General features: G+C 58.4%; 12 protein-coding genes. 5 read left to right on the forward strand and 7 right to left on the reverse strand.

Features of this window, described 5'->3' with window-relative positions; genetic code table 11:
• Positions 1 to 36: 36 nt before the first annotated feature.
• From ACJO3M_RS02575 to ACJO3M_RS02585, 3 genes are all read right to left on the reverse strand, one after another.
• The gene (locus ACJO3M_RS02575) at positions 37 to 987 is read right to left on the reverse strand and encodes a methylenetetrahydrofolate reductase (RefSeq protein ID WP_406999434.1); all 951 of its coding nucleotides are present in this window, start codon (positions 985 to 987) and stop codon (positions 37 to 39) included.
• A gap of 37 nt (positions 988 to 1,024) precedes the next feature.
• Positions 1,025 to 2,386 (reverse strand): glycine cleavage T C-terminal barrel domain-containing protein, encoded by a 1,362-nt coding sequence (locus ACJO3M_RS02580; protein WP_406999436.1) that lies wholly within the window; start codon positions 2,384 to 2,386, stop codon positions 1,025 to 1,027.
• A gap of 193 nt (positions 2,387 to 2,579) precedes the next feature.
• Positions 2,580 to 4,775, reverse strand: coding sequence for a LamG-like jellyroll fold domain-containing protein (locus tag ACJO3M_RS02585; protein ID WP_406999438.1), 2,196 nt, complete (start codon positions 4,773 to 4,775; stop codon positions 2,580 to 2,582).
• A gap of 278 nt (positions 4,776 to 5,053) precedes the next feature.
• Here ACJO3M_RS02585 and ACJO3M_RS02590 point away from each other — a divergent pair, with 278 nt between their 5' ends.
• From ACJO3M_RS02590 to ACJO3M_RS02600, 3 genes are all read left to right on the forward strand, one after another.
• Positions 5,054 to 6,841 (forward strand): DUF4153 domain-containing protein, encoded by a 1,788-nt coding sequence (locus tag ACJO3M_RS02590; protein ID WP_406999440.1) that lies wholly within the window; start codon positions 5,054 to 5,056, stop codon positions 6,839 to 6,841.
• Between the two features lie 94 nt (positions 6,842 to 6,935).
• A complete protein-coding gene (locus tag ACJO3M_RS02595) occupies positions 6,936 to 7,391 on the forward strand; it encodes an aminoacyl-tRNA deacylase (protein WP_406999442.1) in 456 nt (151 codons plus the stop codon).
• Positions 7,392 to 7,599: 208 nt separating this feature from the next.
• Complete coding sequence (locus ACJO3M_RS02600; protein WP_406999444.1) at positions 7,600 to 8,199, forward strand: hypothetical protein; 600 nt, start codon at positions 7,600 to 7,602, stop codon at positions 8,197 to 8,199.
• 70 nt (positions 8,200 to 8,269) lie between these two features.
• On the opposite strand, the gene ACJO3M_RS02605 is transcribed toward ACJO3M_RS02600, so the two are convergent.
• Positions 8,270 to 8,797, reverse strand: a complete 528-nt coding sequence (locus ACJO3M_RS02605) for a shikimate kinase (RefSeq protein ID WP_406999446.1) — start codon at positions 8,795 to 8,797, stop codon at positions 8,270 to 8,272.
• Between the two features lie 69 nt (positions 8,798 to 8,866).
• Between ACJO3M_RS02605 and ACJO3M_RS02610 the strand changes: the two genes are divergently transcribed.
• On the forward strand, positions 8,867 to 10,345 hold the full coding sequence (locus tag ACJO3M_RS02610) for a hypothetical protein (protein WP_406999448.1): 1,479 nt from the start codon (positions 8,867 to 8,869) through the stop codon (positions 10,343 to 10,345).
• A gap of 120 nt (positions 10,346 to 10,465) precedes the next feature.
• On the opposite strand, the gene ACJO3M_RS02615 is transcribed toward ACJO3M_RS02610, so the two are convergent.
• The 3 genes from ACJO3M_RS02615 to ACJO3M_RS02625 are packed head-to-tail and all read right to left on the reverse strand — an operon-like array spanning position 10,466 to position 14,023.
• Positions 10,466 to 13,045 (reverse strand): DUF2339 domain-containing protein, encoded by a 2,580-nt coding sequence (locus ACJO3M_RS02615; protein ID WP_406999450.1) that lies wholly within the window; start codon positions 13,043 to 13,045, stop codon positions 10,466 to 10,468.
• Positions 13,046 to 13,059: 14 nt separating this feature from the next.
• A complete protein-coding gene (locus ACJO3M_RS02620; RefSeq protein WP_406999452.1) occupies positions 13,060 to 13,443 on the reverse strand; it encodes a DUF2750 domain-containing protein in 384 nt (127 codons plus the stop codon).
• Positions 13,433 to 14,023 (reverse strand): TetR/AcrR family transcriptional regulator, encoded by a 591-nt coding sequence (locus ACJO3M_RS02625; protein ID WP_406999454.1) that lies wholly within the window; start codon positions 14,021 to 14,023, stop codon positions 13,433 to 13,435. The genes ACJO3M_RS02620 and ACJO3M_RS02625 overlap by 11 nt, the downstream gene beginning before the upstream one ends.
• A 109-nt stretch (positions 14,024 to 14,132) precedes the next feature.
• Here ACJO3M_RS02625 and ACJO3M_RS02630 point away from each other — a divergent pair, with 109 nt between their 5' ends.
• Positions 14,133 to 14,636 carry an HPP family protein gene (locus tag ACJO3M_RS02630; protein ID WP_406999455.1) on the forward strand — a complete coding sequence of 168 codons (504 nt, stop codon included), beginning with the start codon at positions 14,133 to 14,135 and terminating at the stop codon, positions 14,634 to 14,636.
• Positions 14,637 to 14,646: the final 10 nt, after the last annotated feature.

Below are 14,646 nucleotides of genomic sequence, written 5' to 3' on the forward strand. Positions count from 1 at the left end.
TGGCTGAGGCTCTTCCCCTACATCCGTTACCACGTATCACACACTGTCGGACACGGGGTCAGACAGGCTGCCCCGAGCCTCGTCGGGCTCTTCGTTCTCATCGGTCTCGCCATACTCACGTATCCACCGGGCAGACCGTTGCAGCCCCCCAAACGGAAACAGGTGTATGCCCGCAAGCCGGGTGTCCGGGAAATCCTGTCGGTGACGCGCCAGGGCGTGCACCAGGCCGTCGGGGGTCCAGGACCGCAACAGGCGGGCGCTGCCAGGCTTACGCCACATCGTCCGCGCGGATACCCCCACGCCGCATTGCGCAGCATAAGCAATCAATGTCTTCAGGTTGGTGGGGCCGGCCACCCCCATATAGACCGGCACTTCCGGCAGGATATCTCCCACGGCCTGCAACCAGCCGGTATAGCGCTCTGCCTCGAAGGCGAACTGGGTCACCACCCACAACCGGGTGCCGGTGACCCTGGCGTAATCGCGCTTGAGCGACAGAGCCCGGGCCAGACTGTCCGGCCCGGCGACGGGGTGTCCATCCGGGTGGCCGGCAACTCCGATGTGCAGGAATTGCTGTTGCTCTAACAGGCCGGATTCCAGCAAAGCCAGGGTGTCCGGGAACGGGCCAGCGACCGAATCACTGTCACCAGCAATCAACATCAGGCGGTCAACTCCGATATCTCTTAGCTGCCCCAGCCAGTCACGCAACTGGTCGCGACTTTCGACCAACCGCGCGGGCAGATGAGGCACCGGCAGCATGCCCTCGTCAATCAGCCGCTGACAGGCAGGCAATGTCTCACTGAACTGACCGTGGGGCAGGAAAGGGACGTAAACCCAGGTGCCGACGGGGAACAGCTCCGTCAGGGAGTCTGTTTCCAGAATCTGACGGGGCGTCGCCTCGATCGTCGCAGCGCGGACCAACTCCCGCACCAGCGCAATGGTCCGGGGATCTTCCGCTTTTTCTGTCTGCCGTTGGTATGCCAGCTTCATGTTTCTGTCACCTCATTCAACCGATACCCGTGAATTGTCAATCCGCGAAATCAATCCCCTTGGCCCTGGCACGTTCCCGGGCATTGGGATTGACCGATGGCCGGAAGGGCACTTCCACCACTTCCGCTTCCACCTCGGTTGAGCCGTCTGCTGCGGCATACTCCACGGGTAGGTGCACGGTGAGCCGGGTGCCAATGTCGCGCAGGTCAAACGGTACGTAGGCCAGTGCGATGTTGGTTTCCAGTTCCGGGGAGTACCAGGGCGAAGTGACATAGCCTTCGGGCTCACCGCCATCAGGACCACTGATCAGCCAGAAATCATTGGCGTAGTCAGTCACCTTGCCACCGCCGAAGCGGATACCCACCATGATGTGGCTGAACGGCGGATGACCGGCGTCGAGCTGCTCGCGAACTTTCTCAAGCTTCTGCTTGCCGATGTAGTCCGCGTCCTTGTTGCGCGGTACCTGGTAGGCCAGGTTGCACTGGAACGGCAGGGTTTCCTGGTCTACATCCTGCCCCCAGGAAAGAATGCCTGCGGCAATCCGGCGATGGTGTGCCGGGGCAATCACCCGCAAGTTGTGGGGTTCGCCAGCAGACAGCACGGTATACCAGAGATCCTCGGCGTACTTGGTGGCTTCCTTGAGGTAGATCTCGTAGCCTTTTTCGCCGGTGAAACCGGTCTGGGAAATGATCACGTCGTGGCCGGCAACCTGACCCTCCATCAGCCCGTAGTATGGAATTTCCTTCACCGCTTCACCGAACAGATCGGCCATGAGCGCTTCGGACTTGGGCCCCTGGATCTGGACGGGCGCCACATCGATTTCCGCGATACTGACATTGAACCCCATGCCGATGTTCACGCCGCGCAGCCAGAACTCCAGGTCGCTGTCTGACAGTGAGAACCAGAATTCATCCTCGGCCACCCGCAGCAAAACCGGATCGTTCAGGATGCCGCCGTCCTCGTTGCACAGGATGACGTACTTGCCCCGCATGGGTTTGATTTTAGTGGCGTCCCGGGTGATGACGTAGTTGACGAACCGCTCCGCATCCGGGCCCTTGACCTGGATCTGGCGCTCGACCGCCACGTTCCACATGGTGACGTCGTGGATCAGGGACTCGTATTCCACCATGGCGCCGCCGTCCTCCGGACGGACATAGCCGCGGGGATGATACATACGGTTGTACACAGTGGCCCGCCAGCAGCCGGCTTCATACGCCAGGTGCCAGTACGGGGATTTGCGAACCCGGGTGGAAATCAGCATTTCCACCGGCGTGGGGCCGGACTGGCGCAGGTTGATCGGCACCTTGCGGTCCGACTGGTCGACGCTTCCGGGCTGACGTGCAGCGCTGGCTCGTTGCTGTGGATGATCCAACAAAGCCTTCTCAAAATTAACCGCCATGGCTATCTCCCCTTTTCTCGGGTTTTCGATAGTTTTAATGTGACGGTGTTTGGTGGGCAGAGGATGGACCAATACGACACGTAAACGTCCAAAAACGGCAGGCAAGCCGTGCGGGTTGCGGTAACACCGGGTGCGGATTGGAGCAAGCCCCGTCCGTTACCGCCTGAACCAAACAGGGCTTGACGGCGACGGCCTATTCGGCAGCCAGCGCCGCGATTTGTGCGGCACTCAAGGCACCGCTATAAATCCGGAAGTCGTCTATTTTCCCGTCCAGGAAGGCGTCGTTCCCATACTGGGAATCTCCCAGCCAGTTCTGTGTGGACACGCCCAAGCGGAACGGAGCCAGTACCATATTGTCGTTACGGCCAACCTCGCCGCCATTCAGGTAGAGAATGCCGGTCGTTCCGGACAAGGTCACAGCCACATGTGCCCATTCACCGACAGGGGCAGGGTTCCCACAGATTTTCTGGTCGGCATGGTAGCTGATCCTGGTAATGAAAAAGCACATCTGGTTGTCACGATCGCGGGGCACCAGGGCCATATAACGCTGGGTGCCAAATCCGAAATCGAACAATCTCGCCATGTCGGTTGTCCCGTCGATGTATACCCAACTGGTGACGCTGAAGTCCGCCAGCTCGGAAACGATTCCCTCTGGCAGGCTCACGTAGTCGTCGGCGCCATCCAGGGATATTGCATTACCGAGCTTGCCCGGCACCAGTTCGGGGCCATTGTTGGGCGTGGCGACGACGGTGTCGTCAACGGAGCTGGCAAACCCGCCGTCCTCCGCCGCATCGAATGGGAAATGCACCATGAGTTTGGGCCCCACCCGCACAGTAACGGTATTGGAGGCCGCGCTCTCGCCCTCGGAAGAAATCGCGGTTACCTGGTAATAGTAATCCTCGCCTTTCGAGACATCGGTATCGGTGTAGGTCAGGAATTCCTCTGCCCCACGTGTGGCAATCGTGGCATACACCGCATCCGGAGCACTGGCGCGCTTGAGCCGGTAGCTCTCGGCGCCAGCAGCGCCCCACCAGGACAGCTCCACCGTACCGCCGCTCAGATTCCCGGTTAACCCCCTGGGAGCGCCGCCCAGGGCAGCAGGTTCCAGCGTCTCGGTCAGGGTTCCCCACCCCAGCTCATCGCCGCCCCAACTGCTTCTTTCCGGCCGTTGTCGTGCCGCCATTTTTTCCGTCCAGGGCGCTGCCATGCCCAGCCGGTTGACGTAGTGGTTGTAGATCAACTCCCAGGCCGGCCGGCTATGACCACGCTGCTTGTCGGAAACTGTCCATTGAGGAACGTGCATGACACTTCCGCAGTTCGGTCCATAGGGCGTGTAGGGAACTTCCTCAAGCAGGTTGTAGCGGGCGATGTATTCCGACGCGGCAAGCAACCGGTGGTTCCAGTACTCAAAGACATCCTCACCCTGGTTCCAGGCCATTTTGGCGATAGCCCCGTAGAGCGCGACACCCAGGGTGGTGTGCCCCTGATCGCGGCCGCTTTCCTGATATTGCCCCATGTTGCCGGCGTGAAGATGGAACACCAGGTTGTCGAGCGCGCCGTTGCCCTCACCGGTGTACAGGTAGTCCATTGCTTCCTGGTAGATGTCCGGCCGGTCGGCGAAGACGCCAATGGCCTGTATGCCAGCAATATTGGCCAGGTCCCAGTTAGCCCAATAGTTGGAAATACAGGCATCGTTGTGCTCCCGCAGGAAGCGTCGACTCAGGGGGTAGAACACCGTCACCAGCATATCCTGGAACTGCTTGATATCCGCTTCGGCCCAGCCATCATAGGTACGCATGATTTCCGCGACATTGGCAAACTCGTAGCCATACAGGCCAGCGGCCAGATAGCGACCTTGATCACCCGTGATGGTTTTCAGGGTGGATGACCAGGCATTCAGGTAGTCCACGGCCAGGTCGCCGTAGCGATCGTCTCTGGATATCTTCCAGCGCAGCGCCAGGGCATAGGAGAAGCGGATCTCGGCAACGAGGCGGCCGAAATTCTGGCCGTCGCCGCCACGAATCACGGTTTCAAGGGGCGCCGGTGTCTTGCCAAGCTGGGAAATACCGTCGGTAACCAGATCGTTCCAGGCGCTTGCCCAGGGCTCTTCTTCGTTCTGTACTTTCTCCCGAATACGGGCAAAGTCCGCTTCCGCGTGCAGCAAACCCGGGTGATTGAATTGCCGAACCTCATTTCCGGCCAAACCGGTTTCGTCCACCTCCGGTTCGGCCTCGGTGGCGTCTGTGCCGGTGTTGCCTACGAGGTCTTCAACGGACGCGTCCTCTCTACATCCGGCAAGGCTTGCAGCCAGGGCTACAACAAACACCATAATCAGAAATACGGAGCGACACCCGATGCTCCGTAAGAACGCCTGCAAATCCTTTATCATCACAATTCACTCACTGTGGCTTATCCCGTGGGATTTGATAATCCAGACCAGTGGTGGGGTTTGCCCAGCCGCTGGAACGAAAAAAGCCGAGTATAGGAGGAAGACGAAACGGCTGTTCCTTTTGTGCGACCATCGGCTATGTGCCAACCTGAAATATTGTGATACGCATCTACTTTTGCGATCTTGATGGCCAGCAGTGCCCCTGCCAGGCCAGGCCGATTTCCCTTATCATCAAGCGCTTGGTACGGCTGTAACATTCCTCCAACAAGGCAGATCCTATGGAAGCCCATGACAACTCCCGTCTGGACACCGTCAGCCGCTATGGCTTGATCATACTGGCAGTGGTGCAGGGCTTCGCCCTGTATCTGTTACACCTGTCCATCGACCACGGGGCATGGCCCGCGACTGATCCACGGTGGCTGATGGCCTTTTACGCACTGGCGGGCGGATTGCCGGTGTTCTTCTATCTCGGCCTGGAACGGATGATGGAACGTCGCAATGCATGGGCGGCTGCCACGATTGGGCCTCTCCTGTTCGGGCTGGGCTGGCATCTGGGGTGGCTCAGGTGGGGAGCTGGCCTGGAACTGCCGGACCGGCCGTACTTTACATTCATCTTCTTCGTCAGCGTCGGGATATCGCTGTTTATACTGGCGTTATACTTCCGCATCTGGTGTATCAACCGCGCGCCCCGTTTCGACTATCGCCAGTTGCTGGAACACTCCTGGCAGCATGCCCTGACTCTCGCCCTGCTCGGACTTTTCCTTGGGACATTCTGGCTATTACTGGTCCTGTGGGGCGCGCTTTTTGACGTCATCGGCATCTCTTTTTTCGAGGAATTGTTTGAGGAACCCATCTTCCTCTACCCCGCCAGCGCGTTTGTCGGCGGTTGGGGCCTGGTGCTGATCCGCGAACGCATCCGCCTGGTTGCCACCGTGCAGTCCATGTGCGAAGTGCTGATCAAAGCCCTGCTGCCCCTGGCCGCACTGATTGGCATACTGTTCCTGGGGGCGTTGCCATTCACTGGCGTGGCCAGGATCTGGGAAACCGGTCATGCCGCCCTGCTGATGATGTCCCTCGCGATCGTGCTGTTGTTCTTCTTCAACTCGGTGCTGAGCGAGAACCCGGAGCATCCACCTTACCCGAGGTGGATGCACGGCCTGGTGATATTCGGCGTGTTCCTGCTCCCTCTCAATTCGCTGTTGGCAGCCTGGGCGCTGGGGTTGCGTATCGAGCAATACGGCCTGACCGTCGACCGCCTCTGGGCGGCTACCATCCAACTGCTGATCGCCGGCTTCACCTTCAGCTATTCCGTGTTGATCCTGATGAAGCGCGCCCGGGCCCTGGGGGCCATCCAGAGCGCCAACAAGGTGCTGGCGTTTGTGGTCGCCGGGGTACTGATCCTGGTGAACACCCCCGCCGCCGACATGCGGGCCTGGGCTGCCGAAAGCCAGGCCAACCGGCTGTTGAATGGTGAGGTCGAGGCGGACGCATTTGACTACAACTACCTGCGCTTCAAGCTGGGCGCTTACGGGGTCATGGAGTTAAGAAAGCTGCAGGACTCGGAGTTTGCCAAGCAGAATCCGTTGGTCGCCGATCGCATCGACGCCGTGCTTAAGCAGGACAAACGTTGGCAACACAAGCCCGTGGTGGACAGGAACGATCGCCAGGCGGTGGCGGACATGTTCATGGTCATACCCCGGGAAACAGCCATACCGGAGCCGCTGCTCGACATACTGACAAACGACAACGAGTACTGCCTGAGCTCCCCCAAACAATGCCAATTGGTCAGGACGCCATCCCGCGACGGTGAAGTCTACTGGTTGCTGTTCACAAACCGGTACGGCTCTTACATATCGGGAACTGCCTACAGTGATGACTCAGGGACCATGAAAGCCATCGGACGCGTATCCAGCCCCGGCTGCCATGAGTCCAACGAAGCGCGGCTCAACGAGAACACGAAACTGGCACCGGTGGAAAGCCCGTTTGTGGCGTTCACTGACGGCCAGTGCTTTTACCTCATTCAACCAGGTATCGACTATTTCAGGGGGTTGACGGGCCAGCCGTAAGCTCCGTTCGTAATCCGACAGCGACCGGATCACGTGCTAAACTGGTAGATGTACACATCATGGAACTTTCACTGAGGTGAAGGAGGATACCGCCATGATTAACCAGAAACTTCGGGAATTTCTCGACAGCAATGCAGTGAACTACCGAACGGAGGCCCACGAGCCCACCGTTGACGCTTCGCGAACCGCACAGGCCGCCCATGTACGGGGCCGCGAATTCGCCAAGACAGTGATTGTCAAAGCAGACGGCCGCCTGTTCATGACCGTTCTGCCGTCTACAGACCGCGTACACGTAGACGAGCTGAAACAGGCGCTGGGCGCCAGGGAGCTGGAACTGGCAGATGAGGCTGATATCAATGCCGCCTTCCCCGACTGTGAGGTCGGTGCCATGCCGCCTTTCGGCAACCTGTACAACATGGACGTCTTCGTCAGTGAGCATCTGCGGGAGGACGAGCACATCGTCTTCAACGCCGGTAGCCACAGCGAAGTCATGCGGATGAGCTACCAGGATTACGATCGCCTGGTTCACCCACAAGTGCTTCATTTCTAGGGAGTACAGGGCCGGTGCAGCAACCCGAGCCGGCCCTTATTTCAGCGCCCCCGGGGCTGGGGCGTTGGCTCGCAGGTTCACTCCCTTGTCCCGTCCTTTATCCGCCCTGATGTCAGGTTTCTTTACAGGTTTTGCGACGGAATAGCATGACATGTCGCTGGTTCGTGCTCTTAGAAGGGTTGGTCCATTAATTGCTGCATCTTGAAGAATGGAACTCAGCATCACATCGAGAGGGATTACCATGAAAGGGCTCATGCTGCTCGCAGCCCTGTTTCTATCCATGTCAGCCAATGCCACGCTGATTAGCTATTCATACGATAACACTATCGCAAACCCGCAAGGTTCCCACAGCGCGGTTGGGATATTTACAGTAGACGATCAGAATCGCGGCCTGGTCTCGGCCACGTTTGAGAGTGAACCGGCATCCTTCGAGTGGGAAGGATTTGCGCCGCTGCTGCACGACCAACCCGTTTCGGACGAAGGCGGCTTGTTTGAGAACGGCTTTGAGCCATTTGTTTCCGGTGACTTTGAGTTCTTCCTGTTTTTGGACCTCTTCTTCCTGGAAGCCGGCCAGGATATCTTCCACAACCTTGATAAAACAGCGCCTTTTGAGGGAGCCGGTGTCACAGTTCTAAGCACCGGTGAGACCTACTATCTGACCGGAGGCCTTACCAAGCTCCAAACAATAGACATTCCCGAACCCTCAACCCTGGCCTTGCTGGGCCCTGTACTGATTAGCCTAGTGCTTTCAGGGCTTTTAAAGGGTGGTGCTCAACAGGATGAAGGAACAACCCCGGCTTCCAAATGATCAATGATGCTGGGTGGAACGGCGGTTATTATCGGCGCGATTCTCATTGCGATGGTTGCCGTTGTTGGCATCATAAGGGAACCCGTGTTTTGAAGGCCTCGACCACCGCCTCGCACACCTCATCCTGATCCCGCCCGACACCGGAAACCGTGATATCCGCGTGACGGCTATAAAGTTCAAAACGTTCCTCGAACAGCTCTTCCAGCGACTGGTCCGGTCGACGTGAGATACCGCGCAGGCTGAAATCCCCCAAACGCTGGATGACCAGCTCCAGTGGAATATCCAGGAACACCGCCACGCCATTGTTCTTGAGGTGCTTCATCGCCTTCGAACTGTAAACAGCACTGCCCCCCGTGGAAATCACGTGCCTTTCCACATCCAGACTGAGCAACACCTCTTCCTCAACCGCCCGCAACGCCTGGTAGCCCTCGCTATCCACGATGTCCTGTAGCGTGCAACCGGCGTGTTGCTGGATAAGCAGGTCGGTGTCCACGAAACCGAGTCCGAGGCGCTTGGCCAACAGAACACCTACGGTGCTTTTACCGCTACCCGGCATGCCAGTCATGATGATGTTTGCGGTGGGTGATCTGGTATTCATATCTTCTCCTGAAACTTCCACACGGCCCCCGTGTCAATAGCGCTAGAGCTCCCCGAGGCAGCCAGGCAAATGCTCAAATTCCACAGGTCGCACCCGGCGCCAACCTGTAACCTCGTGACCCTGATGCTCATGGCCTGGGCACTGAGTGGCTGTGCCAGCCAGTCAGCGAAGCCGCCGTTAGCACCCCTGACCAGCGAAGCCTGCACCACGGCCTGGCAGGATGTCGAGCGGCAACTGCAACAGGCCGGCATTCAGGATGCCCAGGATAATCCGATTCCCGGCTACCCCTACCTACGGGTTAACAGGACGCTGGCCGATTTTGACCTCGCCGCCCTTACGCCTGAAGAACGCCATGACTGGTTGTATCATGCACTATACAACGGAGATCGGGCGTTGCGTGTCCGACTCGCTCGGTTGAAAAAACGTCATATGCTCGATCCCGGCTGGCTGATGCACTGCGCCAAACAACAGGTAACTGCGCTGGCGTCCGATTCGCACCAGTGGGCCGACCTTGTGTCCAAGGTGAAGGTACCCGACGCCTATCTGGACTGGCGCCGCACCATTGGCGCCTATCCTCTGATGCGGCCATTGCTGGCTTACCAGGTCCGTAGACTCCAGGCGTCACAGGAGGCGCAGTTTGGCACGCAGACTGACAATCAAGGGGCCCGACAGTACTCGCCAGAACCACCGGAACCCGATCCGACACTTATCACGTCCGTTCTGAGCCATGAACACTCCCGGGACCGTCTTGGGTTACCGGTGTTTTCAACGGAAGAGTCCGGAAAACTGCTGGCGTACCATGCCCCCCATCTGATCATGGCCAGTGACAAACCCTATGACCGGCCAGGAACGCCCCTGTGGAATGACAGCCAGTGGGTGGTAGAACCGCCCGCCCGGGCGTATACGCTGATCACCCGGGTTCGCTGGCAGAACCGATGGCTGCCACAGCTGGTCTACGTATTCTGGTTCGATGAACGTCCCAAGCCCCACCCGCTGGATATCTACGGCGGTCGGTTGGATGGGCTTATCTGGCGCGTCACGCTGGATGAGAACGGGCAGGTCCTGATGTATGACAGTGTCCACCCATGTGGCTGCTATCACCAATGGTACCCCCTGTCGGATCGCCTCCAGCTCAAGGCCGACGCGGTGGGGGACGAAATCATGACCCTGCTGCCTCTCGAAGCGCCAGACAACCAACAGGCCATGTCCCGCCCCATTGTGTACCTGGCCAGTGGTACCCATTACGTTGCCAATGTGAGTTTTTCGGCGCCACCGGACCCGATAACAGAGTCGACACCCTACGAACTGATTCACTATGACCGGCTCCGGGCGTTACCGGACAATACGGGCATGCACCGCAGTCTGTTCCTGCCCAACGGCCTGATCGCCGGCACAGAACGCCTGGAGCGATTTCTGCTCTGGGGCACCGGTGTACTCTCCCCCGGAGCCATGCGCCAATGGGGCCACCATGCCACCGCATTTATCGGCAAGCGCCATTTCGATGATCCGGATCTGCTCAACCGCTACTTCGAGCCGGTATTAAAATAAGTTGCCCACAGAATCTGTGGATAACTGTGTTAGCAACACAAGGATAGGTGCCCCAAAGCGCTTTGGAACGGGCGTTTCAGAAATATGACCGTAAATTGACCGCTTAATACTTCCCGCCCCCTAACTACGCTCTGGAGCCCCCTGAGCTTTTCGGTAGAGCCAGGCCAATCCCAATAATGCAAGCCCCAATCCCATAAAGGCAGCCACCCGCCACAAGCCTTGCAGACCGGCCATATCGATCAGGAAGATCTTGGCAATGACCAGCCCCAGCAAGGCCATACCGGCTTTGTACAGCACTGTATTATTACGCCCGGTGGCGTAGATGATTGCAGCGATGGCATACAGCATGCCCACAACGGAGTATGTATAAAGTTCGCCCTCGGTGATCCCGAACGATAGCCGCATATCACTGCCCTGCCAGAGTTGCCGGATTTCCAGGGCTGTGAATAACAGAAAGCTGCCAGCGGCCACGCAAAGCGACCAGAACCTGGGGACAAGTTCCGGGAACCGGCTGGCAACCACTGCCAGCAGCACCGGCCCACCGTAGGCAGGCAGCAGGATATTGAAGATCGCTGTATCGCCAATGGCACTGCCGCTCCACCAGGGATTGTGCACAGTGACCAGCGAGAGATAGCTCAGGCTGGCAAGGGCTAGCAGAATCCATGAGAACAGCCGGTAGAGCCAGGCCAGGGATTCACTGGCTTTCGCGCGAACGATATAAGTCAGGCTGAGCGCGCCCCAGAGCAGCGTGTTGATCGTCGCTTCGGTGAAGCTGTACTCATGGGCAAAGATGTCGCCGTCGTAGAGCCAGTAACGCATTTCCGAGCCCAGGAACAACACCAGAAGGTGTAATGTCGCCCCTTCCAGCCAGGGGCGGATGCTGTGATTCCGGTTCGCAATCCAGGTGGCCACCGCCGCGCACAGTGTTGCGCCGCCGTAGGTCCACAGTGACCAATGCAAACTGGCATCGTAACTTTGCAGCCACGGATTGAAGGTCAGCCGCGCGACCACCAGGGCCAGCGCTATCTTGAGCAGCAGGTACAGCTCAGGCATGTCATAGCGGCGCGCCAGCCAGGTGAGACTGATGAACTGAACGGACAGGGCCAGCGTGAGTGAGGCTTCACGGAAGACCATCACCGCCGCCAGCGAGTAACTGACATGGGCCGCCAGGATGGCCCAGACCACCCCGCTGCGATAGCGCTCACGGCTTTCCATCAGCCAGGCGAGAACGCCGTACAAACCGCCGAGCAACAGCGTGAACACCGCCCAAAGGGAGGAAGTGCCGTAACCATGCAGCAGCAACCAGCCCAGGATCAGCCACACCAGCGGTGAGAGCATCGTGAGCGACGCCCACCGGCGACGGTCAGGATCACGCACCCAGTGCCACAGGCCGAGCCCCAGGGTCAGTATCGCTGCGGCAATCAGGTAGGCGAGGAAACCACCCTGATGCTCCACGGGCATCTGCACCAGATACACACGGTCTGCCACCTCACGAACCATATAAGCCAGCCAACCGGCAGCGCTGGCCAGCACTGCCGCCCAGGGCAGATACCAGTACACCCCGCGACTCTGGGGCGCCAGTGCCGCAGCCGGCAGAATCAGCAGCCAACTCCACAACAGCGGATTGTCAGCGGCCTGATCAGCGATCGACAATCCCCAGATCGCCAGCAATGCGAGAAGGGCTTCCCACAGGCGTGGCGCCCCCGCCTTCTGGTGTCCCGGCATGACAGCAAAGATCACGAACAGCCCTGCAAGATACCAGGCAGTCGGCACTCCCACTGGCGCAGCGGACAACGTGACCAGCCACCACAACAACGCACCGGCCAGCGTGGAGTACCACAGCCAGTCCCGATAAACGTAGCGCATTAACATCAGCGAACTGAGGGTGATCAGGAAGCTGTACGACAGCACAAAGGCCAGACTGCCATCCTCACCGCCAATCAGCAGAGGCACAAGATAGGCACCGCTCAACCCCATGATGGCCAGCAACGGGCCATGAACCAGAGCAAGCGCCATGGTGCCGAGGGAGACCACCGCAAGCCCTACCAACCCAATCAATGGGCTGATCAACTCATAGTGGTGAACGCCGGCAAGCAACGCGGCATACAGGGTAATGCTGCCGCCCCCTGCCAACGCTGCAAATACCTGATCCGCGCCCCGGTTGCGGCGACGCAGAAACTCCGCGCCCGCATGCAGGGCAAGACCAGTGAACAGGGCGAGCAGCAGTTGTTGTACCGGGCCGATCAGCCCGGCATTGATGGAATGGCTGACCATGAAGATCCCGGCCAGACCCACACTCAGGCCACCAAGCCAGACCATCCAGTTTTCTTTCAGGGCAGCGGTAATGCGGGAAACACGGTCTGGTTCCGGTCGTTCACTGCGCACCACCGGCTGCGCAGGCTCGATCCAATCACTCGACGCGGAATCGGTGGCTGCTGCGACATCTTGCGGTGGCGAAGCCTGTTCAACGGGTGCAGGTTCTGCAGATTCATCATGTTGCGAGGCCGACGCGTCATACTCACGAGCCATCTGGCGCTTCAGATGGGCAACTTCCTCTCGTAAACCCGACACCTCCCGCCCCAGGGATTCAATGCGGGCAGATTGCGAACTACGTTGTCGAAAGGCCAGAAACCCAAGAACTGAGCCGACAGGAACAAGCAAAACAATGCCGGCAACCAGAATGATGAATAATGCTTCCATGCCCCGTTCCCTCGCTAAAAACTCGACAGCTCATCCTGCAGGTCGCGCTTCAGTTCTTCCGGCTCCGTTATCCACAGGGTTCCGTCCAGGCCAGGAAACACCCCAACATCCAGGCCGTCTTTCGTTAAACCCGGCACCCATTTTTTGAAGAAATCCGGCAGGGAAATACTTTTCGGGGTGAGATCCTCGGAATCTTTGCCATACTCCGCCGCGAACGCCTCGCTGGGCCAGACCGGCAGGTGCTCCACGTTGCCATCGTCAGACACGATTTTCAGGAAGCGATTCTCCGCATTCACCAGAATCCAGATCTCGCGCTCTTCGATCACCTCACTCAGGAAGTAGTCGTATCGCTCTTCACCGTCTAGTTCGAGAATACTCTTTAATTCATCATTGTTCATGGATCGACTCGCTGTTGGGCTTTTCAAGTGGTTCGTATGGGAGGTCGATATACCGACAAAGCCCTCTCCATACTTCATTTATACTGTCGAAAGTGCGGAAAATGCTCGCATTGATGATCATGCCATCGAGAGTCACCTGGAAAAAACGTGCGACGCTCGCGGCATTGTCTACCCCCATCGCCAGGAAGATATCTTCCAACATCCTGGCGACCCACTGTTTGTGCTCTTGAGAGATCGCAAGCAGCTCGGAAGACTCATGGTATTCCCCTGTCGCGCGGATAAACATGCAGCCGAAGAAGTCCAGCGAGAAGAACCAGCGGGCGTGCCAGTTGAATACTTCCCTGAGCTTCAGAGGCGCATCGGGAACCAGGGCAATGGCCTCCTCCAGAGATTCCTTGAATTGGCAATGTCGGAGTTTTAGTACCTCTTCAATCAACGTGTCCTTGTTCTTGAAATGCTTATAGAGCGTCATTTTCGAGACATTGGCCACGTCACGAATGGTATCCACCCCCACCGCCTGATAGCCGTGTTCGTTGAAGAGATGAAGGGCCGTGTAAAGGATATCCTCCCGCTTGCTCATATCTGCATCCTATCAATACCACAACGCACTAAGTCTGAATTTGGTTGACCACTGGCTTCAACTACCATAGTGTACAGACCGGTCTGTACACTATGGTAAGGAGATATCCATGCTTCACAAGTTCAAGGGCCCAGGCACCGCTCCTGCCCGCCCCGATTCGCTGCAAATCCTAACAGGGTTGGTAGGAGGTGTCGCCGGAATTGGTGCCACGGCTTACCTTTCCCAGTTGGCAGGCGTTCCATTGCTGATGGCTCCCTTCGGCGCAACATGCGTATTGCTGTTCGCTGCTCCAGGCGCACCGCTGGCCCAGCCACGCAATGTGATCGGCGGCCACCTGATTGCCACCCTCGTTGGTCTGGCAATAATGAATATAGCCGGGGCTGGTGCATGGCAGATGGCCGCGGGGGTCGGAATAGCCATCGCTCTGATGCAGTTTTTCCGAGCGGTGCACCCGCCAGCGGGCGCAAATCCAATTGTCGTGTTAACTGCAGGGATTCAGGACTGGGGATTCCTGTGGACGCCGGTGCTCCTTGGATCCGTCATCCTGGTTTTGCTTGCCCTCGTGATCAATAACGTTGGTCAGCAGAAGCAATGGCCACAGTACTGGGTATAAGTGTGAGCAG

Source organism: Marinobacter alkalisoli (genome assembly GCF_045449795.1).
Classification (GTDB): Bacteria; Pseudomonadota; Gammaproteobacteria; order Pseudomonadales; family Oleiphilaceae; genus Marinobacter.

Bases quoted from the DNA above. Each gene is read 5' to 3' on its own strand.
- ACJO3M_RS02575 (WP_406999434.1), bottom strand. From the start codon at position 987: ATGAAGCTGGCATACCAACGGCAGACAGAAAAAGCGGAAGATCCCCGG.
- ACJO3M_RS02580 (WP_406999436.1), bottom strand. From the start codon at position 2,386: ATGGCGGTTAATTTTGAGAAGGCTTTGTTGGATCATCCACAGCAACGA.
- ACJO3M_RS02585 (WP_406999438.1), bottom strand. From the start codon at position 4,775: ATGATAAAGGATTTGCAGGCGTTCTTACGGAGCATCGGGTGTCGCTCC.
- ACJO3M_RS02590 (WP_406999440.1), top strand. From the start codon at position 5,054: ATGGAAGCCCATGACAACTCCCGTCTGGACACCGTCAGCCGCTATGGC.
- ACJO3M_RS02595 (WP_406999442.1), top strand. From the start codon at position 6,936: ATGATTAACCAGAAACTTCGGGAATTTCTCGACAGCAATGCAGTGAAC.
- ACJO3M_RS02600 (WP_406999444.1), top strand. From the start codon at position 7,600: ATGGAACTCAGCATCACATCGAGAGGGATTACCATGAAAGGGCTCATG.
- ACJO3M_RS02605 (WP_406999446.1), bottom strand. From the start codon at position 8,797: ATGAATACCAGATCACCCACCGCAAACATCATCATGACTGGCATGCCG.
- ACJO3M_RS02610 (WP_406999448.1), top strand. From the start codon at position 8,867: ATGCTCAAATTCCACAGGTCGCACCCGGCGCCAACCTGTAACCTCGTG.
- ACJO3M_RS02615 (WP_406999450.1), bottom strand. From the start codon at position 13,045: ATGGAAGCATTATTCATCATTCTGGTTGCCGGCATTGTTTTGCTTGTT.
- ACJO3M_RS02620 (WP_406999452.1), bottom strand. From the start codon at position 13,443: ATGAACAATGATGAATTAAAGAGTATTCTCGAACTAGACGGTGAAGAG.
- ACJO3M_RS02625 (WP_406999454.1), bottom strand. From the start codon at position 14,023: ATGAGCAAGCGGGAGGATATCCTTTACACGGCCCTTCATCTCTTCAAC.
- ACJO3M_RS02630 (WP_406999455.1), top strand. From the start codon at position 14,133: ATGCTTCACAAGTTCAAGGGCCCAGGCACCGCTCCTGCCCGCCCCGAT.